General features: G+C 62.5%; 18 protein-coding genes. 9 read left to right on the top strand and 9 right to left on the bottom strand.

Annotation, left to right across the window (positions count from 1 at the left end):
* Positions 1-11 precede the first annotated feature (11 nt).
* A complete protein-coding gene (locus ACIPQ1_RS11475; protein WP_250964162.1) occupies positions 12-935 on the bottom strand; it encodes a TIM barrel protein in 924 nt (307 codons plus the stop codon).
* A gap of 127 nt (positions 936-1062) precedes the next feature.
* Here ACIPQ1_RS11475 and ACIPQ1_RS11480 point away from each other — a divergent pair, with 127 nt between their 5' ends.
* Positions 1063-2118 carry a LacI family DNA-binding transcriptional regulator gene (locus ACIPQ1_RS11480; protein ID WP_411384543.1) on the top strand — a complete coding sequence of 352 codons (1056 nt, stop codon included), beginning with the start codon at positions 1063-1065 and terminating at the stop codon, positions 2116-2118.
* A gap of 358 nt (positions 2119-2476) precedes the next feature.
* Here the strand turns inward: ACIPQ1_RS11480 and ACIPQ1_RS11485 are convergent, their stop codons facing one another.
* The gene (locus ACIPQ1_RS11485) at positions 2477-3571 is read right to left on the bottom strand and encodes an alkene reductase (RefSeq protein WP_411384544.1); all 1095 of its coding nucleotides are present in this window, start codon (positions 3569-3571) and stop codon (positions 2477-2479) included.
* 51 nt (positions 3572-3622) lie between these two features.
* A complete protein-coding gene (locus tag ACIPQ1_RS11490) occupies positions 3623-4462 on the bottom strand; it encodes a pirin family protein (RefSeq protein ID WP_411384545.1) in 840 nt (279 codons plus the stop codon).
* Between the two features lie 123 nt (positions 4463-4585).
* Between ACIPQ1_RS11490 and ACIPQ1_RS11495 the strand changes: the two genes are divergently transcribed.
* From ACIPQ1_RS11495 to ACIPQ1_RS11520, 6 genes are all read left to right on the top strand, one after another.
* Positions 4586-5500: a LysR family transcriptional regulator gene (locus ACIPQ1_RS11495; protein WP_411384546.1), complete on the top strand. Its 915-nt coding sequence runs from the start codon at positions 4586-4588 to the stop codon at positions 5498-5500.
* Between the two features lie 430 nt (positions 5501-5930).
* Positions 5931-7256 carry a flavin-containing monooxygenase gene (locus ACIPQ1_RS11500; protein ID WP_411384547.1) on the top strand — a complete coding sequence of 442 codons (1326 nt, stop codon included), beginning with the start codon at positions 5931-5933 and terminating at the stop codon, positions 7254-7256.
* A complete protein-coding gene (locus ACIPQ1_RS11505) occupies positions 7256-7666 on the top strand; it encodes a RidA family protein (protein ID WP_003201555.1) in 411 nt (136 codons plus the stop codon). Before ACIPQ1_RS11500 ends, ACIPQ1_RS11505 begins: the two co-directional genes overlap by 1 nt.
* 10 nt (positions 7667-7676) lie before the next feature.
* Positions 7677-8351, top strand: a complete 675-nt coding sequence (locus ACIPQ1_RS11510) for a DUF1028 domain-containing protein (RefSeq protein ID WP_250964155.1) — start codon at positions 7677-7679, stop codon at positions 8349-8351.
* Positions 8344-9513 carry an acetylornithine deacetylase gene (gene argE, locus ACIPQ1_RS11515; RefSeq protein WP_411384548.1) on the top strand — a complete coding sequence of 390 codons (1170 nt, stop codon included), beginning with the start codon at positions 8344-8346 and terminating at the stop codon, positions 9511-9513. The genes ACIPQ1_RS11510 and argE overlap by 8 nt, the downstream gene beginning before the upstream one ends.
* A gap of 244 nt (positions 9514-9757) precedes the next feature.
* On the top strand, positions 9758-10738 hold the full coding sequence (locus ACIPQ1_RS11520; protein WP_411387504.1) for an ABC transporter substrate-binding protein: 981 nt from the start codon (positions 9758-9760) through the stop codon (positions 10736-10738).
* A 482-nt stretch (positions 10739-11220) separates the two neighbouring features.
* Here ACIPQ1_RS11520 and ACIPQ1_RS11525 read toward each other — a convergent pair whose 3' ends face one another.
* From ACIPQ1_RS11525 to ACIPQ1_RS11545, 5 genes are all read right to left on the bottom strand, one after another.
* Complete coding sequence (locus ACIPQ1_RS11525) at positions 11221-12132, bottom strand: LysR substrate-binding domain-containing protein (protein ID WP_411384549.1); 912 nt, start codon at positions 12130-12132, stop codon at positions 11221-11223.
* Positions 12133-12343: 211 nt separating this feature from the next.
* Positions 12344-13546 (bottom strand): NAD(P)/FAD-dependent oxidoreductase, encoded by a 1203-nt coding sequence (locus ACIPQ1_RS11530; protein WP_411384550.1) that lies wholly within the window; start codon positions 13544-13546, stop codon positions 12344-12346.
* Between the two features lie 236 nt (positions 13547-13782).
* On the bottom strand, positions 13783-14157 hold the full coding sequence (locus ACIPQ1_RS11535) for a response regulator transcription factor (RefSeq protein ID WP_411384551.1): 375 nt from the start codon (positions 14155-14157) through the stop codon (positions 13783-13785).
* 101 nt (positions 14158-14258) lie between these two features.
* A complete protein-coding gene (locus tag ACIPQ1_RS11540; RefSeq protein WP_411384552.1) occupies positions 14259-14909 on the bottom strand; it encodes a response regulator transcription factor in 651 nt (216 codons plus the stop codon).
* Positions 14906-16357: a sensor histidine kinase gene (locus ACIPQ1_RS11545; RefSeq protein ID WP_411387505.1), complete on the bottom strand. Its 1452-nt coding sequence runs from the start codon at positions 16355-16357 to the stop codon at positions 14906-14908. Before ACIPQ1_RS11545 ends, ACIPQ1_RS11540 begins: the two co-directional genes overlap by 4 nt.
* Positions 16358-17035: 678 nt before the next feature.
* Between ACIPQ1_RS11545 and ACIPQ1_RS11550 the strand changes: the two genes are divergently transcribed.
* Entirely contained in the window at positions 17036-17977 is a 942-nt protein-coding gene (locus tag ACIPQ1_RS11550; protein WP_411384553.1) for a LysR family transcriptional regulator, read from the top strand.
* A 25-nt stretch (positions 17978-18002) separates the two neighbouring features.
* Here the strand turns inward: ACIPQ1_RS11550 and ACIPQ1_RS11555 are convergent, their stop codons facing one another.
* Positions 18003-19013, bottom strand: a complete 1011-nt coding sequence (locus ACIPQ1_RS11555) for a GlxA family transcriptional regulator (RefSeq protein WP_411387506.1) — start codon at positions 19011-19013, stop codon at positions 18003-18005.
* A gap of 203 nt (positions 19014-19216) precedes the next feature.
* Between ACIPQ1_RS11555 and ACIPQ1_RS11560 the strand changes: the two genes are divergently transcribed.
* Entirely contained in the window at positions 19217-20224 is a 1008-nt protein-coding gene (locus ACIPQ1_RS11560; RefSeq protein ID WP_411384554.1) for an ABC transporter substrate-binding protein, read from the top strand.
* Positions 20225-20320 lie beyond the last annotated feature (96 nt).

Below are 20320 nucleotides of genomic sequence, written 5' to 3' on the forward strand. Positions count from 1 at the left end.
TCCTTGTGTGATCAGAAACCAATGCCGGCCAGGTAGGCGCGACTGGCGGCCACGTCGTCGAGGCTGCTCCCCGCATTGCGTGGGTCGCGCTCCTGTTCGACGGTGATGCAGCCGACGTAGCCGAGTTCATGCACGAGGTCGTACAGCGCCGGGTAGTCGATGACACCGCGCCCGATAGGGCACATCACGCTCCGGGCGCAGGCCGCGAAAAAATGGAGGTGTTCATTCAGCACCTGATCGAACACCACCGGATCGATGTCCTTGAAATGCAGGTAATCCAGGCGATGGGCGTAGGTGCGCAGCGACGCAACCGGGTCCATGCCGGCGTAGTACAGATGCCCGGTGTCCAGGCACAGCCCGGCGACTTCATGGGGAATATCTTCCACCAGGCGCGCCAACTCGTCGGCGAACTCGATGTATCCACCCGCGTGGGGGTGGATGACGGCGCGAATGCCGTATTGATGCCAGGCGATGTCGGCGATGGCGCGGATGTGCGCCATCATTGCGTTCCAGCGTGCATCGTCCAGGCGCGGGGCGCGGTCCGAATGACCGGCTGCGTAGTCGCGCACTTCGTGGCCCCAGTCGATGATCACCAGATAGGGCCCGGCATGGCGCTGGCCGGCTTGCTGTTCCATGGGCGGCAGCTGTTTGAGCAGCGTGCAGATTTCATGGGTCTGGCGCAGCAGTTCGGGCAGGTTGGCGGGGCTGACGAGGTCGTCGAAGATCGTCCCGGCGACCACCTGCAGACCCTGTTCGGACAGGGCCGGACTGATGGTATCGGGGTCTAGCGGCAGGTAACCGTACGGCCCCAGCTCGATCCCGCGATAGCCGGCCTCGGCCGCTTCCCCAAGCACCCGCCGCCACGGAGGCAGGAAAGGGTTCTTGACGTCGTCGACGCCCCAGCAGCAGGGCGCGGTGCAGATATGGATCGTCATGGGGCACTCCGGCTGTGTTTGTTTTTATGTGCTTGGCCTGATGCTATTGAGTTGGCGGAAAGGGGGCCATGGGGCGATGGCTTAATCTGTCAAAACCCCTCATGATACCGAATGGAGGTGTCAAAACATGTCAGAAGAACGCCGCCGTAAACTGCGCCCCACCATGGCCGATGTCGCCCGGGAGGCGGGGGTCAGCCTGTCCACCGTCGACCGGGTGCTGAACCTTCGCGCCGATGTGCGTGCCGATACCGCCCAACGCATCGCCGCGGCTGCTGCGCGGTTGGGGTTCCATGCCAAGGGCGTGATCGAACAACGGGTGCTCAACGACCGCCCGACCTTGCGGCTTGGCTTCTTGTTGCAGAAAAGTGGCGTGCCTTTTTACCAGGGGCTCGCCCATGCGCTATCGAATGCCGCCGCGACCTGCACGCGAGCACGGATCCGCGTGGTCATTGGTTATCTGGACGATCTCGACCCGGTCATCGTCGCGCAACGCATCCTGGCCCTGCGCGATCAGGTGGATGGCCTGGGCGTGGTGGCAGTGGACCATCCACGGGTTCGGGAGGCGGTTGCGCAATTGCGCGAGACGGGCGTTTCGGTGGTGGCGTTGCTGTCGGAGCTGTCCAGCGCCAGCGGCACGGGGTACGTCGGGTTGGACAATCGACTCACCGGTCGCACGGCAGGCTGGTTCATCAGCCGCCTGGCGGATCGACCTGGCGCTGCGGCTGTCATGCTCAGCAGTCAGCGTTTCCAGTGCCAGGAACTCTGTGAACTGAGCTTTCGCAGTTACCTGGCCGAGCACTCCAACGAATGGGAGTTGCTCGCTTCGCGCCTGACCCTGGAGGACGATGAGTTCGCGTATGGCAATACGCTGGACTTGCTCACGGCCGAGCCCGACCTGGCCGGGCTGTATGTGGCTGGTGGCGGCATCGCCGGGGTGTTGCGGGCCTTGCGCAGTCTCCAGGAGCAGCAGCTTCGCCTGCCGGTGGTGGTGTGCCACGACCTGACGCCGTTGACACGCGAGGCGTTGAAGACGGGGTTGGTTCAGGCGGTGTTGTCTCATCCCGTCGGGGCAATGGCCGAACAGGCGGTCGAAGCACTGGTCGAGGCGGCGACAGCCACGCCACCAGGCTCGGCGCCGAGACGGGTGGTGCCGCTTCAGATTGATGTGTCGGAAAGTACTTGAGCGCCCGCTGCATTCTGAGCCACCGCTATCTCAACATCATCGTTGACTGACATTCCGCTTTCGCGAGCAGGCTCGCTCCCACAGGGGATTGGTGGTGAATGCAGGTCTTGCGGTCAACCGGAGATCTTGTGGGAGCGAGCCTGCTCGCGAAGGCAATATCAGATTCAACATCATCCTCGACTGACAATCCGCTATCGCGAGCAGGCTCGCTCCCACAGGGGATTGGTGGTGAATGCAGATATAGCGGTCAACCGGAGATCTTGTGGGAGCGAGCCTGCTCGCGAAGGCAATTCCAAATTCAACATCATCGTTGACTGACATCCCGCTTTCGCGAGCAAGCTCCCATAGGTCTCGGGCATTACGCCTCTTGGCTTGCTTGAGCCCCGGCCAAAGTCGGATAGTCCGTATACCCACGCTCGTCGCCCTGATAGAACGTCGAGGCGTCAGGGGTGTTCAGCGCCTGGCCCTGTTTGAACCGTTCCACCAGGTCCGGGTTCGCCAGGAACGGCGTGCCGAACGCCACCAGGTCCGCTTCGCCACGGCTGATGGCCGTGGCGGCGCGTTCGGCGCTGTAGCCGCCATTGGCAATGTACGTCCCGCCGAAGCGACGCTTGAGTTCCAGGAAGTCGAACGGGCCTTCGCCCAGTTCCACGATGTGCAGGTAAGCCAGGCCATAGCGGCTGAGCATCCTGGCCGTGTAGTCAAATGTTGCTTGCGGGTTGCTGTCGCTCATCGAGAAGTAGCTGAAGATCGGCGACAGGCGCACGCCGACACGGCTGGCGCCGAAGACCTCGATCACCGACTCGACCACTTCCTTGAGGAAACGGGCGCGATGCTCGATCGAACCACCGTAGGCATCAGTGCGTTGGTTGGTGCCGTCACGCAGGAACTGATCGATCAAATAGCCATTGGCGCCGTGGATCTCCACGCCGTCGAAACCGGCGACCTTCGCGTTGACGGCCGCCTGGCGGAAGTCGGCGACCACGCCGGGGATTTCATCGAGTGCCAGCGCCCGTGGCAGTTCGTAGGGCTTGAGACCTTCGGGGGTATAGATCTCGCCATCGGCCTTGATCGCCGAAGGGGCGACGGGTTGGGCGCCGTTGACTTGCACCAAAGGATGGGAAAGACGACCCACATGCCAGAGCTGCAAAAAAATCTGCCCACCCTCGCCATGGACCGCATCGGTCACCTGTTTCCAGCCGGTGACTTGCTCAGGAGTAAAAATCCCCGGCGTTCTCAGGTAACCCTTGCCCTGGGCCGACACCTGGGAGCCTTCGCTGATGATCAGGCCGGCGCTGGCCCGTTGGCTGTAGTACTCGGCCATCAAGGGTGTGGCGGCATCGCCCGCGCCTGCGCGGCTGCGGGTCATCGGCGCCATGACCATGCGGTTTTTCAGGGACAGCTTGCCGACTTGAGTACGGGACAACAGAAGATCGAGACCGGTGTCAGTCATGATTCACCTCTAAGGGATCGGGTATGAATGAGGGATTGAGTCGAGGGTCGGTCAGGCCAACCGACCCTCTTGTTGCAAAAGGGCGCCGATGCGCTGGATTTCTTTCTCGCCTTTTTCCAGGGCGGCCTCGCTGGTGTGCACCGAGTAGTAGCCCATCACCAGGTCATGGGGATGCTTGACCGCCGAACCGAGCACGAAGGAGGTCGCGCCCCGGGCAACGATGTCGATGGCCGTGCCGGATTCTTCGAACACCAGCATTTCCCCGGCATTGACGTTGCCGTTGGCGCTGAGGCTGCCACTGTTGACCGCCAGCCAGGCGACGGTGTGCCCGGCCGGCGGCGTGTAGCGCCAGTGCTCGTTGTCCTGCAACTGCACGGCGAGGTAATTCATGCCCGCCGGGGAGGCGACGCTGCTGCGGGCTGCGCCGTATTCGCCAAGCAACACCAGCGCCGGACCTTCACGGGGGATCTCGGAGGGGGCCAGGTAGACGCTGCGGGATGGGGCATTTTCTTCTGCCGCCGGCAGCGCAACCCAGAGCTGGAAACCTTGGATCGGCGAACCCGCAACCGGTCGAGCGGTGTGCCATACGCCGTTGCCGGCTTGCATCCACTCCATGCCGCCGCTGGGCAGGGTGCCGGACTGGCCGGTGGTGTCTTCGTAGATCACTTGGCCTTCGATCAGGTAGGTCAGCGTGGCGATCCCGGAATGCGGGTGCATGCCGAAACCTCTTTGCAGGGCATCGGCGTTGAAGGCGAAGTGATCGAGAAACACGAATGGCTTGCAGAGTTGGCCCAGGTCGCCGGGGCTCATGAGCCGGTTGATTGGCCCATGACTGCTGCCAGCAGTGCGATGGACGATGGCGCGGGGTGGCGCTGCGACGATGCTGTTCATGGGTCTTGCCTCCGAATCATGGGCGTTGGGCCTCGATGGGCGAAGAATAAGGGCCTGCCAATGGTTTGATTAGTCGATACAATCGGATTGAACTCATCCATAAATCGAAGGAATGTCGGCGCCATGCTCGATCTAAACGATGTTGCGCTGTTCGTCCAGGTGGTCCGCAGCGGCAGCTTCGCTGAAGCGGCCAGACGGCTGGGCATGCCTTCGAACACGGTCAGCCGACGGGTCCAGCAGTTGGAGGCGCAGTTGGCGTCACGCCTGCTGCAGCGCTCGACCCGCAAGCTCACGTTGACCCATGCGGGCCAGGCGTTCTATGAGCGTTGCGTGGACGCTGTGGACGGCTTGATGGACGCAGGGCAGGAACTGATGATGGGCGGCGAAGCGCCTGGTGGCCTGGTGCGCATTGCGGCGATGGCGGATTTCTTCGACTTTTTCCCAATGGAGTGGGTGGCCGACTTTTTAGCCGCGCATCCGCGAGTGCAACTTGATTTCGTGCTCAGCGATGCCCGGGTCGACCTGATTGCCGACCGCATCGACGTGGCCTTTCGCGGCGGTCCGTTGCAGGACTCGGGGTATGTCGGTCGCCAACTGCTCAGCAATGACGGCGACGGCATGGTTGCCAGTCCCGCCTACATTGCCGCACGTGGCGCACCGCGTTCGCTGCAGGACCTGGCTCACCACGACGGCGTGAGCTTCGCCCAGCCCAGCGGCTTGACCGACTGGCGATTCGTCGGTCCGGGCGGCATCGAGCAGCACGTGCAGATCGCCAGCCGATTCCACGCCAACACCGCCCAAGCGTTGCGCCGGGCGACCGTCGCCGGCCTGGGCATCGCCGTGTTGCCAGGGGCGCTGAGCCGCCTCGACCTGGAAGCCGGAAGGCTGGTGCGTGTGCTGCCGCAATACCAACGCATCGGCTTCGGCCTGAATGTGCTCTATCCGAGCCGGCGGCAGTTGCCGCTGGCGGTTTCGGCATTCATTGGGTTGGTGATGGAGAAGCTTGAGCTCAAGGCGTTTCCGGCGCGGATGCAGTGAGTGAGTCCCTCAGGCCGGCGTCGTGGCGGGATAAACCATTGTCTGCCGCACCGGAATACCGTGGCGAGGGAGCTTGCTCCCGCTGGCTGCGCAGCAGCCTAAAAAAGCTGAACGCTATCTGTCTGACTGGCCGCGGTGACGGGTTTGGGGCCGCTGCGCAGCCCAGCGGGAGCAAGCTCCCTCGCCACAGGTGCCCGGTATCAAGTCCAAATGAGACGCGCCTTGTTGCCGTGACCATCGCTCCCGCGCAGTAGCCCATTTTTTTCCTTCCCAGCAACGACAAAAACCCTCGTTTCGCAAATCCCCGCTTGCCAACACAATCGCCTCGACACCTCATCTCGATCACCGCAACCGCAGAACAACAAGAAAACCAAACCCGAGGCGGCGCCATGCCCGCCTGAACCAAACCTACTGCCGGAAGTGCACAGACATGCCCGATGAAACCCTACGTATCGATACGCTTGTGATAGGCGCCGGCCAGGCCGGCGTGGCCATGAGTGAGCACTTGAGCCGTCAAGGCGTGCCTCATCTCGTCGTGGAGCGAAGCCGCATTGCCGAGGCCTGGCGCACGGCGCGTTGGGATTCCCTGGTGGCCAACGGGCCGGCCTGGCATGACCGCTTCCCAGGGTTGGAATTCGAAGGGCTCGACCCGGATGCGTTCGCGACCAAGGACCAGGTGGCCGATTACTTCGAAGCCTATGCCCGTAAGTTCAACGCACCGATCCGTACCGGCGTGGAGGTCAGGGGCGTCGAGCGCAATATCGGCCGGCCGGGCTTCACTGTCGAAACCTCCGAAGGCCAGATCGAAGCGATCCATGTGGTGGTCGCCACCGGGCCTTTCCAACGGCCGGTGATTCCACCGATTGCGCCGGATCTGACCTCGGTCACCCAGCTTCACTCGGCCCAGTATCGCAACCCTCGGCAATTGCCCGAAGGGGCCGTGTTGGTGGTGGGTGCCGGGTCGTCCGGTGTGCAGATCGCCGATGAGCTGCAGCGCGCCGGCAAGCAAGTCTATCTCTCGGTGGGAGCCCATGACCGTCCGCCCCGGGCCTATCGCAACCGCGATTTCTGCTGGTGGCTGGGCGTGTTGGGCGAGTGGGATGCGGAGGCGGTCAAGCCGGGCAAGGAGCACGTCACCATTGCGGTGAGCGGTGCCCGCGGCGGCCATACCGTGGATTTTCGCCGGTTGGCCCACGAGGGCATCACCCTGGTGGGGCTGACCCAATCGTTCAACGGCAGCGTGGTGACCTTCGAACCGAATCTCGCTGAAAACATCGCCCGTGGCGACGAAAACTACCTGGCGCTGTTGGATGCCGCCGACGCCTACATTGCCCGCAACGGCCTGGACCTGCCCCTCGAACCTGAGGCCCGTCACTTGCTGCCCGACCCGCAATGCATGACCCAGCCGATCCTGGAACTGGACCTGGTGGCCGCCGGCGTGACCAGCGTCATCTGGGCCACCGGCTACTCGGTGGATTACAGCTGGCTGAAGGTTGACGCCCTCGGCGCCAATGGCAAGCCTCGCCATCAGCGCGGCGTTTCCAGCGAGCCGGGCCTGTATTTCGTCGGCTTGCCCTGGCTGTCACGTCGAGGCTCGGCGTTCATCTGGGGTGTCTGGCATGACGCCCGGCACATTGCCGACCACATCGTGAAGCAACGCATTTACCTCGCCTACCAAGATGCCGCCCAGCGCCAGGCCCCGGCCCTGAACAGCGATTCGCACCGTTCGAAAACCAGTCTCTCGGGAGTCCGCTGATGCCTACTCATACACGTATTCGCATGTTCAACACCAAGGACACCTACCCGAACCAGACGTTGGACAACGACCTGTGCCAGGCCGTGCGCGCCGGCAACACCGTCTACGTGCGCGGCCAGGTTGGCACCGACTTCAACGGTCAACTGGTGGGCCTTGGCGATCCTCGCGCCCAGGCCGAGCAGGCCATGCGCAACGTCAAGCAATTGCTGGAAGAGGCCGGCAGCGACCTGAGCCACATCGTCAAGACCACGACGTACCTGATCGACCCACGTTATCGCGAGCCGGTGTACCAGGAGGTCGGCAAGTGGCTCAAGGGCGTGTTTCCGATTTCCACCGGGTTGGTGGTCAGCGCCTTGGGCCAGCCGCAGTGGCTGATGGAAATCGACGTGATCGCGGTAATCCCTGAATAAGGAGCGGAGCATGACCTTTTCCATCGTTGGACGCTGTGCCGAAACCGGCCAGTTGGGCATCGCCATCAGTTCCTCGAGCATTGCCGTCGGCGCCCGGTGCCCCTGGTTGCGGGCGGGTGTCGGCGCGGTGTCGAGCCAGAACATTACCCTGCCGGCCCTGGGGCCGCAGGTGCTCGATGAACTGGCCGGCGGCCAGGTGGCGCAAGCGGCGCTGGAGCGGACCCTGGGGCGCAACGGCTACAGCCAATACCGCCAGGTGGCGGTAATCGATGCCGAGGGCCGCACGGCGATGTTCAGCGGCGAACATACCTTGGGCACTCACAACGCCGTGGCCGGTGAGCAATGCGTGGCCGCCGGCAATCTATTGGCCAACGCTGCGGTGATCGAGGCCATGGTCACCGCCTTCGAGCAGGGCGGTGGCTGCCTTGCATCACGCTTGATGAGCGCGTTGCAGGCCGGGCAGGCGGCGGGCGGGGAGGCCGGGGCGGTGCATTCGGCAGCGCTGTCGGTGGTCGATGACCTGACGTGGCCCATCGTCGATTTGCGGGTGGACTGGGCCGAGGAAAACCCCATAGGCGAGCTGGAAAAGCTCTGGCTCGCCTATCAGCCGCAACTGCAGGATTACCTGACCCGTGCGCTCAACCCGACCTTGGCGCCGAGTTATGGAGTGCCGGGTGATGAGTGAGCTGCGCAGCCGGGCGTTGCTCGAACGGTTGGTGGGCTTTGCCACGGTCAGCCGCGATTCGAACCTGGCCTTGATCGAGTTTGTGCGCGACTACTTGCAAGGGCTGGGCGTGGTTAGCGAGCTGATCTACAACGCCGAGGGAACCAAGGCCAACTTGCTGGCGAGCATTGGTCCGTCGGTGCCCGGTGGCGTGGTGTTGTCCGGGCACACCGATGTGGTGCCGGTGGATGGGCAGGCCTGGACGGTCGATCCGTTCCGACTGACCGAGATAGACGGCAAATGGTTCGGGCGCGGTACGGCGGACATGAAGGGGTATCTGGCTTCGGTGCTGGCGGCGGTGCCGATGTTTCTGTCCAGCCCGCTGAGCCGGCCGGTGCACCTGGCGTTTTCCTATGACGAAGAGATCGGTTGCCTGGGCGTGCGCAGCCTGTTGGAGGTGTTGCCACAACGCATCCCTCAACCAGCCTTGTGCCTGATCGGCGAACCCACCCAACTCCAACCGGTGTTGGGGCACAAAGGCAAGTTGGCGATGCGTTGCCATGTTCGAGGCGCGGCCTGCCATTCGGCCTATGCCCCTTACGGTGTCAACGCCATCGAGCAGGCCGCGCGCCTGATGGGTCGACTGGGCGAGATCGGCGCGGAGCTGGCCGAGCCGTCACGGCACGACCCGCGCTTCGACCCGGCGTTTTCCACGGTGCAGGTCGGGATGATCCAGGGCGGTACGGCATTGAACATTGTCCCGGCCGATTGCCGTTTCGACTTCGAAGTGCGCGCCTTGCCGGATTTCAATCCGCACGTGGTGGTCGAGCAGTTGCAAGGTTATGCGCAACAGACCCTGCTGCCGGCGATGCAGGCGGTGGCGGGGGATACGGCGATCCGTTTCGAGCCGCTGTCGGCCTACCCGGGCCTGGCCACTTCGCCTGAAAGCACGGCCGCCCAACTGGTTGCGCGATTGTGCGGCAGCGACGCTTTCAGCACCGTCGCCTTTGGCACCGAAGGCGGCCTGTTTCACCAGGCCGGCGTGCCGACGGTGGTCTGTGGCCCCGGCAGCATGGACCAGGGGCACAAGCCCGACGAGTACGTGAGCGTTGAACAAATGGCGGCCTGCGATCGCTTGATGGATCGGTTGGCGAGCTATCTCAGTGAACCCAATGGTCCGTGAGCAGGAGGTGCCAAAAGTGAACGATTTCCTTTGCAGGAAAATGCCGGCGGCCCGTCATGCCGCCATCAACGAATGGGCCGACCAGAGCCTTATTGCTGTAGACCACACCGCCCGCGCTTACGGCCACCCTTGAGTCCCGTCGCCGGCTCGTGCGGGCGAGCCGGCATTTTCGAGGAACCGCTCCATGTCCAGATCCTTGCGTTGCAATATTGCGTGTGCATTGGCGTTGTTGAGTTCCAGCGTCATGGCCGCGCCCCAGAGCTTGACCGTGATTTCCTTTGGCGGTGCCACCAAGCAGGCCCAGGACAAGGCCTACTTCCAACCCTTCAACGCCAGCGGTGCAGGAAGCATCGTGGCCGGCGAATACAACGGTGAGCTGTCGAAGATCAAGGCGATGGTAGCGGCCGGTCACACCAGTTGGGACGTGGTCGAAGTGGAAAGCCCGGAGCTGCTGCGGGGCTGTGAGGAAGGCTTGTTCGAAAAGCTCGACCTGACAGGCCTTGGCGACCCGGCGAACTATGTGCCGGGTGCGCTCAACGAGTGTGGTGTCGCTACCTACGTGTGGTCGATGGTCCTGGCCTATGACCAGACCAAGCTCGCCAAGGCACCCAGGTCCTGGGCGGATTTCTGGAACGTCGCCGAGTACCCGGGCAAGCGCGGCCTGCGCAAGGGGGCCAAGTACACCCTGGAGATCGCCTTGCTGGCCGATGGGGTCAAGGCGCAGGACTTGTACAAGGTGTTGAACACTCCCCAAGGCGTATCCCGGGCCTTCGCCAAACTGGACCAGATCAAGCCGAACATCCAATGGTGGGAGGCCGGCGCCCAACCGGCGCAATGGCTGGTGGCGGGGGACGTGGCGATGAGTGCGGCCTACAACGGGCGTATCGCGTCGGCGCAGAAGGAAGGCATGAAGTTGAGCATTGTCTGGCCCCAGAGCCTGTACGACCCGGAATACTGGGCCGTGGTCAAGGGCACGCCAAACAAGGCTCTCGCCGAGCAGTTCATTGCCTTTGCCAGCCAGCCGCAGACCCAGAAGGTGTTTTCGGAAAACATCCCTTATGGGCCGGTGCACCGCAAGACACTGGCGTTGTTGCCGACGGCGGTACAGGAACAATTGCCCACCGCCGAGACCAACCTGGCTGAAGCCCAAGCCGTGGACGCGGAGTTCTGGGTCGACCATGGCGAGGAACTGGAACAACGGTTCAACGCCTGGGCGGCTCGCTAGACAGTGAACCGCGCTCGTGATGAACACCGCTTTTTGTATGGCTGGAGAGTGGGTGGGGCATTAAGCCCCATTCACTTGCAAAGACCGAACCTGTGGCGATCATCGGTTTTTTGTGGCGAGGGAGCTTGCTCCCGCTGGGCTGCGCAGCAGCCCCAACGCGTTCACTGCGGTGTGCCAGGTTGATTGGGTCAGCTTGTTTTGGGAGCGCTTCTCACCCCAGCGGGAGCAAGCTCCCTCGCCACAGGGTCTGGTGTTTGACTGGGCGGTGGTGGGGATTATTCAAATCCATTCTTGGCGACCACCAACCTGTGGCGAGCCCCGTTTTTTTGTGGCGAGGGAGCTTGCTCCCGCTGGGTTGCGCAGCAGCCCCAACGCGTTCACTGCGGTGTGCCAGGTTGATTGGGGCAACCTGTTTATGGGGGCGCTTCGCACCCCAGCGGGAGCAAGCTCCCTCGCCACAGGGGCTGGTGTTTGACGGGGCGTCAGGCCAGCCATTGCTTGAACTGTTCTTTGCAGTAATCGACAAACAATTGGGCGGGTTTGGTCAGGTGGGCGCGCTTGAGCCAGCCGGCCACCAGCGCCGAACCGGTCACGTCTTCGGCGATGTCGACGCACACCAGGTGCTGCCCGTCGTAGGTGCTGGTGGAGTGCGGGCGGGTCACCAGTACGGCGAAGCCGAAGGACTGGCCGACCATGCCACGCACCATCTCGATGGACGGTGAGCTGAACACAATGTTGGGCGTCAGGCCCAGCTCTTCGAAGATGCTCACGAAGTAGGTGCGACTGGGCTGCACGTCCAGCAGGATCATCGGTTCGAGGGCCAGGTCGCGCAGCGACACCTGGGCCTGATCGGCAAAACGATGGCCCGCCGGCAACAGCGCATAGGGGCGTTGCGGTGCCGTCAGCGCTTCGGTCTCGATGGTGCTGTCGAGGTCGTGTTCATAGAAAATCGCCAGGTCGAAACGCCCCCCCGTCAGGCCCTGTACCAACTCTTGTTGCTCGCCATCCTGTACGCGAATCTCCACCCCGGGAAAGCGCTCGCGGAAACCGGCGATCAGCCGTGGCAGGTAGAGCGGGGCGACGGTTTCGAAGCAACCGATGTCGATCTGCCCGCTGATCACGTCGTTGTCGGCCAGCGCGTTCTGCTCGAACTCCCGGGCCATGCGCAACAGCTCCTGGGCCTTGCGGTAGAAACGCGCGCCACCAGGCGTCAACGATACGCCCTGGGCGTGATGACGAATGAGCAGTTGCACGCCGAAACTGTCTTCCAAGCCCTTGATGGCGGTGGCGATCGACGGTTGGGCGATGTACAGCTTGCGGGACGCTTCAGCGACGCTGCCACATTCGACGGTGGTGACGAAGTACTTCAGCTGACGCAAGGAATAGGACGCCACGGCACACCTCGATCCGAATGATTTCTGCCTACCTTACCTTGTGCACAAGGCGTAAGGGGCGGGCATTGATACGGATTTTGCTGGGCAGTGACGATATTCAACCTGGTTTGGGAACGAGCGCCAAAAAAAAACGCCTGCCCAAGCATCGTTGGCAGGCGTTCGGGAAAGACCGGCGCAGAAAGGAGGGACTGGCCGGGGTCGGATACGGGGCTCAGGCCACCGGAATCGATGGATCGGCCGCGGCCAGGGCGGTCGCGCGATCAGCCGCCGGCGGATAGATCCACACGGTGTTGATCTGGGTCTTGAGCTCCTTGGCTTCTTGCCCGACCAATTTGAGTTGGCGATCCCAGCCTTCGGTATACACCGCGCCCCAGGCACCGAGGTCCAGGCAGGTCACGTACTTGGGTTGGCTGTAGGCCATCGGCGCGACGCCCAGCAAGTCGGCCGCGACGTTATTGCCGGCATAGCGGCCCAGGGCGATGGCGTGTTGGCAGGACATCGCCGCGTAGTTGCCCAGGGTGTCGGTGGCGGCGTAGGCCACGTCACCGCTGGCAAATATGTCGTTCTGGCCCAAGACTTTCAGGTTGGCATCGACGTGCAGGCGACCCTGGCGATCACGGGTGCCGGGTACCTGCTGGGTCAGCGGACTGGCGCGGAACCCCACGGTCCAGATCACGGTCTGGGACTCGATACGCTGGCCGCTCGACAGGGTAACGCCACCGGCATCCACCGACTCGACCGAGGCGTTGAGGACCCATTCGATACCCAGGTGCTCCGACGCCTCGACGATGGATGGACGAATACCGTCGCCCAACGCTGCGCCGATCTGCGGCCCGCGATCCACCACGATGACGCGGATGTCGGTGTCCTCGCCGAGGACTGCGCGCAGGCGTGCGGGCATTTCGGTGGCGGTTTCGATCCCGGTAAAGCCGCCGCCGGCCACCACCACCGTGTTGCGGGCCGGGCTGTCTGGTAGATTTTTCAGGGATTTGAGGTGGGCCTCGAGACGGGCCGCCTGTTCGATTTCATCAACGTCGAACGCATGCTCGATCATGCCTTCGAGGTCAGGGCGAACCAGTTGGCTGCCCGCCGCGAGCACCAGGCGGTCGTAGCCCAGGGTGCCCTGGGTGCCGAACGCATCCACGTAGCCAACCCGCTTATTGTCGACATCGATACTGCTCGCCGAGCCTTGGACGAATTTCACGCCCACCGCGTCGAACAGGTCACCCAACGGTGCGGCCATGGTATGGACGTCTGGCTCGTAGAAGCGAGGTCGGATGCGCAGTTCAGCCTGGGGGGCCAGGACGCTGATCTGCACGTCATTGCGATCGTGTTGGTCCAGCAGCCGGGCGGCGCTCAATGCGCTCCAGACCCCGCCGAAACCTGCGCCAACAACCAGAATATGGTGTTTCATGATGAGCTCCCGAAGACAAAATCGATACGTTGATTTGTTTAACTGTTTCAGCGTGACCGTGTCGCGAAGTACTCCAAAAACGCCTGGCTTCAATGAATTGATATCGAGCACATTCAGTTTCGGTTCGCTGTGGGAAAGCTTATTGGCAGGACCTGTGTTTAACACTTCTACATAAGGTCATCGGGGCTATGCCTGGGTAGGGGTGATCTATACAAAGGTATGAGGGGGCGCAGTGGTCAAGCAGACCGGGCAAATACCGATTCGATGCAGGCGATCAACTCAGCGCAGTCGAAGGGTTTCGGCAAAAATGCGACTGGCTTGGGTGCGGCAACGCTGACACGAGGGGGGACGCCGGGATATCCAGTGATGAAGATGATCGGGATAAGAATGCCCAGGGTCGCCAATCGATCGTACATTTGAATACCGGTCATGCCAGGCATTTGAATATCCGATATCAGGCACGCCGTGCTTTCAAGTTCACCGAACGATAGAAAATCCAAGGCGCTGGCGTATGTTTTAACTTGGTAACCGTGGGAGCGTAACAAGCCATCCAATGCAATTCGAACTGACTCATCGTCATCAATGATTGAAATAATTGCCGTGTTGGACATGTCGATACCTGGAGGTGATATCAGGTAGCCATAAAGGCGCCCGTGTCACTGCAAGATACGCCGTCCGATGGTTCCGCCAAGTATACGTGGGTATGAACTTTCTAATGCTCGCCGCGCAGTTCCAACACCTGGGCCATGCGCACCAGATCGGCGAACGAGCGCGCGCACATCTTGCGCATGGCCTGGCCGCGGTGAATTTTTACGGTAATTTCACTCAAGCCCAGTTCCCCGGCGATCTGCTTGTTCATCAGGCCCGACACCGCCAGCGCCATGACCTGCTGTTCCCGGGACGTCAAGGTGGCGTGGCGGTCAAGCACTTGCTGATGGCTGCGTTCGGACTCGCGCCGCTGGCGGTCCTGGTGATGGGCGGCGGTCACGGCGTCGATCAGGTCTTGTTCGCGGAACGGTTTGGCGAGGAAGTCCACGGCACCGGCTTTCATCGCCCGCACGGTCATGGCGATGTCACCGTGACCGGTCATGAACACGATCGGCAGTTGGACGTTGGTCGCGGCCAGCTCCCGTTGGCAATCCAGGCCGCTGGCGCCTTGCAGCCGCACATCCAGGACCAGGCAACTGGGCTGCTCGGGCCTGGGATGGTTCATGAACTGCGCGACCGAACCGAACAGATGCACCTGCAAGCCGATGGAGCGCAGCAGGCTGCCGAGGGATTGGCGCAGCGGTTCGTCGTCGTCAACGATATAGACGATGGGGTCGTTGTCGCTGACCGGGTCTGTGGCGTGTGTGACGCTCATTGCCCGCTCCCCGACAGGGCGCTGCCAGTGAGTTGCGGCAACGCGAACCTGAACGAGGTGCCCTGGCCGGCCTCGCTGGTCGCCCAGATCCTGCCGTCATGGAAATCGATGATGGACCGGCAGATGGAAAGGCCCATGCCCAGGCCGTTTTCCTTGGTAGTGAAAAACGCATTGAACAACGATGGCAAGACCTCGGGCGCAATGCCGGTTCCGTGGTCGGTCACCTCCAGGAGCACTTCGTCATTCTCCGTCCAGGTGCGTATGAGCAGGGTTCGTTCGTGGACCTTGACCCCGTCCATGGCGTGGCAGGCATTGATGATCAGGTTGATGATCACTTGCTGCAGTTGCACCCGGTCTGCGCTGACTTCGCCGTCGGTCGCTGCCAGGTCCACCTTCGCCCGGACTTTATGATGCGCCAGTTGCTGCTGGACCAGGTTCAGGGTCTCGCGGACGATGTCGTCCAGTCGCTCGGGCTGGCGCAGCGGGTCGCACTTGCGCGACAGCGCCCTGATACCGCTGATGACCTCGCTGGCGCGACAGCCGTTGGCGACGATCCGATCGAGGCAATCCAAGGCTTCTCCAAGGTCCGGCTCGGGACGTTCGAGCCACCGGCGGCAGGCCTCGCCGCTGCTGGTGATGGCCGTCAGCGGCTGGTTGACCTCGTGGGCGATGGATGCGGCCATTTCCCCCAGGGAGGTCAAGCGAGTGACATGGGCCAGTTGGCTCTGGGTGCGGAACAAGGCTTCTTCGGCCTGTTTGCTGGCGGTGATGTCCATGAGTGCGCCGAGGTACTGGCAACGGCCATGCTGGACCAGCAGCGGGCTGGCGATCATGTGGATGTGCTTGATGCGTCCATCAGGCATCAGCAGCCGTAGCTTGACCTCGATCTGCGGTTCGCCAGCGGCGGCCTGTTGGAAAACCCCGCGCGCCAGCTCCAGGTCTTCGGGATGGGTGCGCTCTAGCAGCATCGACACCGTGGGGATTCTGCTGGGTGGGTATTCGAAGATCCGCGCCGACTCTGCCGACCAGGACATCGCTTGCCGATCGCCGTGAAAACCCACGCTGCCGGTCTGGCTCAGGCGCTGTGCGCCGATCAGGTAGGCCTCGTTGTGCCGTAGATTGTCGCAAGCCCGCTTGCTGCGCAGCGCCAGGAAGGCGATGGCCGACAATGCAGTCAGGCAGCGGAAGAAACCGGTGGTCGATTCCCAGCGATGATAGCCGCCGTTGTACAAGAACATCGCGGTGAGCAAGCCCATGCACATCAGCGCGACGGTGATCACCAGGTTGATGGAAAACAGGTTGGCCGCCATCAACAACAAGGTGATGTACAGCAGGGTCGGGGCCAGGTCGGAATGGGTTTCGGAATTGATGATGACAATCCCGCAGGCCACCACCAGGCCCACCGCCCAGCCCAGGGCGTTGAGCAGTGGGTGGGTGCTGATGCCCATCGACGGCCGAGACCCGCCCTGGCTTGGCGTGTATCGCAGGCTGTCATAGACATGCTTGAGCATCGCGGAGGGTAGGGGCACGCTGGCAGACCTTCTGTTATTACGTGGTCTCGCTCTGGGATGTCGGGGGCAGAGCATCGGTTCGTATCTTACGAAGCGCCGCTTTGCTTGAGGTAGGACATAAAACCCTGAAATTCCGCCAGGCCGTGACAAAGAGGGGGCCGCTGCGCGGCCCAGCGGGAGCAAGCTCCCTCGCCACAAAGGCAGGGTTCGCCACAGGTTGGGGGCGCAAATAATGGGATTTGAACAATCCACGCCATCGGCCAACAAAACACAAACCTGTGGCGAGGGAGCTTGCTCCCGCTGGGGTGCGAAGCACCCCCAATCCAAACGGACTGGATCAACCTGGCACACCGCGTTGACAGTGTTGGGGCCGCTGCGCAGCCCAGCGGGAGCAAGCTCCCTCGCCACAAAGGCAGGGTTTGTCCGGGCCTGGGTGTATACCGAAGTATTGATGGCATGGCCCAAAGGGTGAGGCGAGTGTCCCCACGTACAACAGACCGGGTGCGCCGCGGGGATTACGCTTTCAACACCTCGTCGCCGTAGGCCTTGATGGAGGACGCAGGCGATGAACGTGTCCACTCCTGACTCAATGGCCTGGTGCCTGGGGCGACGACTATGATGAACAGAAATGACCTGCGTCGTGCTGACATCAACCTGCTGGTGGTCTTCGAAACCATGATGCACGAGCGAAACGTGACCCGCGTCAGCGAAAAGCTGTTTCTCGGTCAGCCAACGATCAGCAGCGCCCTGGCGCGGCTGCGGTTGATGTTCGATGACCCCTTGTTCATCCGTTCCGGACGGTTGATGGAGCCGACCTCCCGGGCGCGGGAAATCTTCTCCAATCTGTCACCGGCCCTGGACGGCATCGCCGCTGCCTTGAGCCGTTGCCAGGCATTCGAGCCGGCCACCAGCGAGGCGACCTTCCATGTCGGCCTTTGCGACGACGTCGAGTACGCGCTGCTGCCGGAGCTGTTGCGCCGCCTGCGGGTCGAGGCACCTGGCACCACCTTGGTGGTGCGTCGGGCCGATCAATGGCAGGTATCCCAACTGTTGGCCAGCGGCGAGATTTCCCTGGGCATCAGCCCGACCCTGGAACTGCCGGCCAATGCCCGGCGCAAGACACTGCGGCCAATTCGGCCGGTGCTGTTGCGCGCCGACTCGCAGCCCGGCGAACTGACCTTGGACGAATTCTGCCGTCGGCCCCATGCCGTGGTGTCGTCCATGGGCAATGTCATCGATGATTCGGACCGCGCGTTATGCCTGATGGGCCGCCAGCGCCGGGTGGTCTTGACCGTGCCGCAGTTCAGCGCCTTGCCCATGCTGTTGGCCGAGAGCGATATGATCGCCATTGTGCCGGATTACGTTGCCCAGGCCATGGCGGTGACGACCGGCATGCGCGCGCAAGCGGCCCCGATCTGCTTGCCCCAGCACGCGCTTTCCATGGTCTGGCGCGGTGCCTCGCACAATGACCCGGGGGAGCGTTGGTTGCGTTCCCGTTGCAGCGCGCTCCTGGCCGAGCAGGGCGAGTCGCAGGAGGGATCCAGGCGAGTGGCCTGACAGGACGACGCCGCAGGGCTCGCGCTCAGCGGGAAAACCGGTTGCGATACTCCCGGGGGGAAATCGACAGGTGGCGCTGGAACGTGTGGCGCATTCGTTCCTCGTCCCCGAAGCCACAGGCGCGGGCAATCTGGTCGATGTTGCGCTGGGAGTCTTCGAGCATTCGACGCGCGGCTTCAAGGCGGAACATTTCCACGGCTTTGGCCGGGGTTCGTCCGGTATGGCGTTTGTAGACTCGGGCAAAATTGCGTGGGCTCATCCTGGCTTGGCGGGCCAACCGTTCGACGGTGAGGTCATTGTCGTCCAGGTGTTCGGTCATCCAGGCGTGCAACTCGTCGAACCCGGCACTGTCCTGCGTCTGGGATTGCAACAACTGGCTGAACTGCGCCTGCCCGCCGGGGCGCTTGAGAAACACCACCAACTCACGGGCTACCTGCAAGGCCACGTCGCGACCGCAGTCGGCTTCGACCAATGCCAGGGCCATGTCGATGCCGGCGCTGACCCCGGCCGAGGTCCACACGTTGCCCTGCTGGATGAAGATCGCATCGAGGTCCACCTCGATCAACGGGAACCCACTCTTGAGCATCTCGCACATGGCCCAATGGGTGGCGGCCCGGCGTCCGTCCAGCAACCCGGCCTGGGCCATGAGGAAGGTGCCGCTGCACACCGATGCGGTGCGCCTGGCGTGGGCCGAAGCATCGTGCAGCCATTGCACCAGGTCGACACAGTCGATCATCGCTTGCTGTATGTCCGGTGCACCGGGGACGATCAGGGTGTCGATGAGCGTCCCATCGAGTTCATGCAGGGCACGGGTGTCCACGACCAGGCCCTCGGCGCTTTGCATCAACCCGCCTGCCAGGCTGGCGGTGTGCATGGCGTAGCCGGGCAGGCCGCGTTCGGTCATGGCTTTGGTGGCGGCCCAGAACACGGTCTGGGCGCCGGTCAGGTCCAGCAGGCCCATCTGCGGGTAAGCGAGGAATACCACGGTGCGCGGTTGGGTAATGGACTCGGCGGCGATGCCGATGTCCAGGCTCATCTCGTTCATGATCGCTTCGCGCCGGGTGTTCGTCAGGGAGGTCTGCAAGGTTATCAAGGGATCGCGCTCGTGAGTGCGAATTCATGGGGCCGCATGTCGAACATTCAGGTGCTATTGATATGCTATTTAGGTATTTAAATTAATATTCTTATAGCTTTAAAGTCGTGATCGTCTTGTCTATTTACTGTGAGGTTCACCAGACCATGGCTTTCAAGCGTTCTGCGCTCACCTTGTTGGTTTCCCTGGCGGCGACGGCGCTGCTCAACCCCTTGGCCCACGCCGAAGGCAAGATCAGCATCGCCCAGCAATTCGGTATCGGCTACCTGATCCTCGATGTGGTCCGCGACCAGCAGCTCATCGAGAAGCACGGCAAGGCTCAAGGCCTGGATATCAAAGTGGACTGGAACAGCATTTCCGGCGCGACGGCGATGAACGAAGCCTTGCTGACCGGCGCCCTGGATGTGGTGTCGGCGGGCGTTCCGCCGATGCTGACGATCTGGGATCGGAGCCGCGGCAAGCAGAACGTCAAGGCCATCGCCTCGCTGGGGTCGATGCCCAACTATCTGTTGACCAACAACCCGAACGTGAAGAGCCTCAAGGACTTCACCGACAAGGACCGGATCGCCGTCCCGGCGGCGGGCGTCGGGTTCCAGTCGCGCACGTTGCAGATCGAAACCGCCAAGGTGTTCGGGAACGATCACTTCAAGAAGTTCGATGATATCTCGGTCAGCCTTCCGCACCCCGATGCAACGGCGGCGCTGATCGCCGGTCAGTCGGAAATCAATTCGCACTTCTCCAGCCCACCGTTCCAGTACCAGGCACTGCAAAGCCCCAACGTGCACAAGGTGCTCAGCTCTTATGACGTGCTGGGCGGGCCGGCGACGTTCAACGTGCTCTACACCACGGAAAAATTCCACGACGAAAATCCCAAGACCTACAAGGCGTTCTACGACGCCCTGGTGGAGGCGCAACGCATCATCAAGGCCGACAAGCCGGCCGCGGCCCAGACCTATATCCGTGTAGAGCAGTCCAAGTTGCCGCTGGCGCTGGTGGAAAAAATCGTCACTGACCCTGAAATCGACTTCACCGTCGTTCCGCAACGCACCTACATCTATGCCGAGAAACTGCATGAACTGGGCGTGCTGAAAAACAAGGCCGACAGCTGGAAGGACTATTTCTTCGAAGAGGCCCATGCCGACGCTGGCAGCTGAACCCGGGCCGCTTATCCGTTTTCGGCACAATTGCACCACCGGCCCACGGGGCGGAATGGAACTTGCCTGAGCTTTGACCCGTATGCCCTGGAATCA

This window comes from Pseudomonas sp. LARHCG127, from assembly GCF_052871455.1.

Coding starts and splice junctions, on each gene's coding strand:
- ACIPQ1_RS11475 (WP_250964162.1), bottom strand. CDS start 935: ATGACGATCCATATCTGCACCGCGCCCTGCTGCTGGGGCGTCGACGAC.
- ACIPQ1_RS11480 (WP_411384543.1), top strand. CDS start 1,063: ATGTCAGAAGAACGCCGCCGTAAACTGCGCCCCACCATGGCCGATGTC.
- ACIPQ1_RS11485 (WP_411384544.1), bottom strand. CDS start 3,571: ATGACTGACACCGGTCTCGATCTTCTGTTGTCCCGTACTCAAGTCGGC.
- ACIPQ1_RS11490 (WP_411384545.1), bottom strand. CDS start 4,462: ATGAACAGCATCGTCGCAGCGCCACCCCGCGCCATCGTCCATCGCACT.
- ACIPQ1_RS11495 (WP_411384546.1), top strand. CDS start 4,586: ATGCTCGATCTAAACGATGTTGCGCTGTTCGTCCAGGTGGTCCGCAGC.
- ACIPQ1_RS11500 (WP_411384547.1), top strand. CDS start 5,931: ATGCCCGATGAAACCCTACGTATCGATACGCTTGTGATAGGCGCCGGC.
- ACIPQ1_RS11505 (WP_003201555.1), top strand. CDS start 7,256: ATGCCTACTCATACACGTATTCGCATGTTCAACACCAAGGACACCTAC.
- ACIPQ1_RS11510 (WP_250964155.1), top strand. CDS start 7,677: ATGACCTTTTCCATCGTTGGACGCTGTGCCGAAACCGGCCAGTTGGGC.
- argE (WP_411384548.1), top strand. CDS start 8,344: ATGAGTGAGCTGCGCAGCCGGGCGTTGCTCGAACGGTTGGTGGGCTTT.
- ACIPQ1_RS11520 (WP_411387504.1), top strand. CDS start 9,758: ATGGCCGCGCCCCAGAGCTTGACCGTGATTTCCTTTGGCGGTGCCACC.
- ACIPQ1_RS11530 (WP_411384550.1), bottom strand. CDS start 13,546: ATGAAACACCATATTCTGGTTGTTGGCGCAGGTTTCGGCGGGGTCTGG.
- ACIPQ1_RS11535 (WP_411384551.1), bottom strand. CDS start 14,157: ATGTCCAACACGGCAATTATTTCAATCATTGATGACGATGAGTCAGTT.
- ACIPQ1_RS11540 (WP_411384552.1), bottom strand. CDS start 14,909: ATGAGCGTCACACACGCCACAGACCCGGTCAGCGACAACGACCCCATC.
- ACIPQ1_RS11545 (WP_411387505.1), bottom strand. CDS start 16,357: ATGGGCATCAGCACCCACCCACTGCTCAACGCCCTGGGCTGGGCGGTG.
- ACIPQ1_RS11550 (WP_411384553.1), top strand. CDS start 17,036: ATGATGAACAGAAATGACCTGCGTCGTGCTGACATCAACCTGCTGGTG.
- ACIPQ1_RS11555 (WP_411387506.1), bottom strand. CDS start 19,013: ATGAGCCTGGACATCGGCATCGCCGCCGAGTCCATTACCCAACCGCGC.
- ACIPQ1_RS11560 (WP_411384554.1), top strand. CDS start 19,217: ATGGCTTTCAAGCGTTCTGCGCTCACCTTGTTGGTTTCCCTGGCGGCG.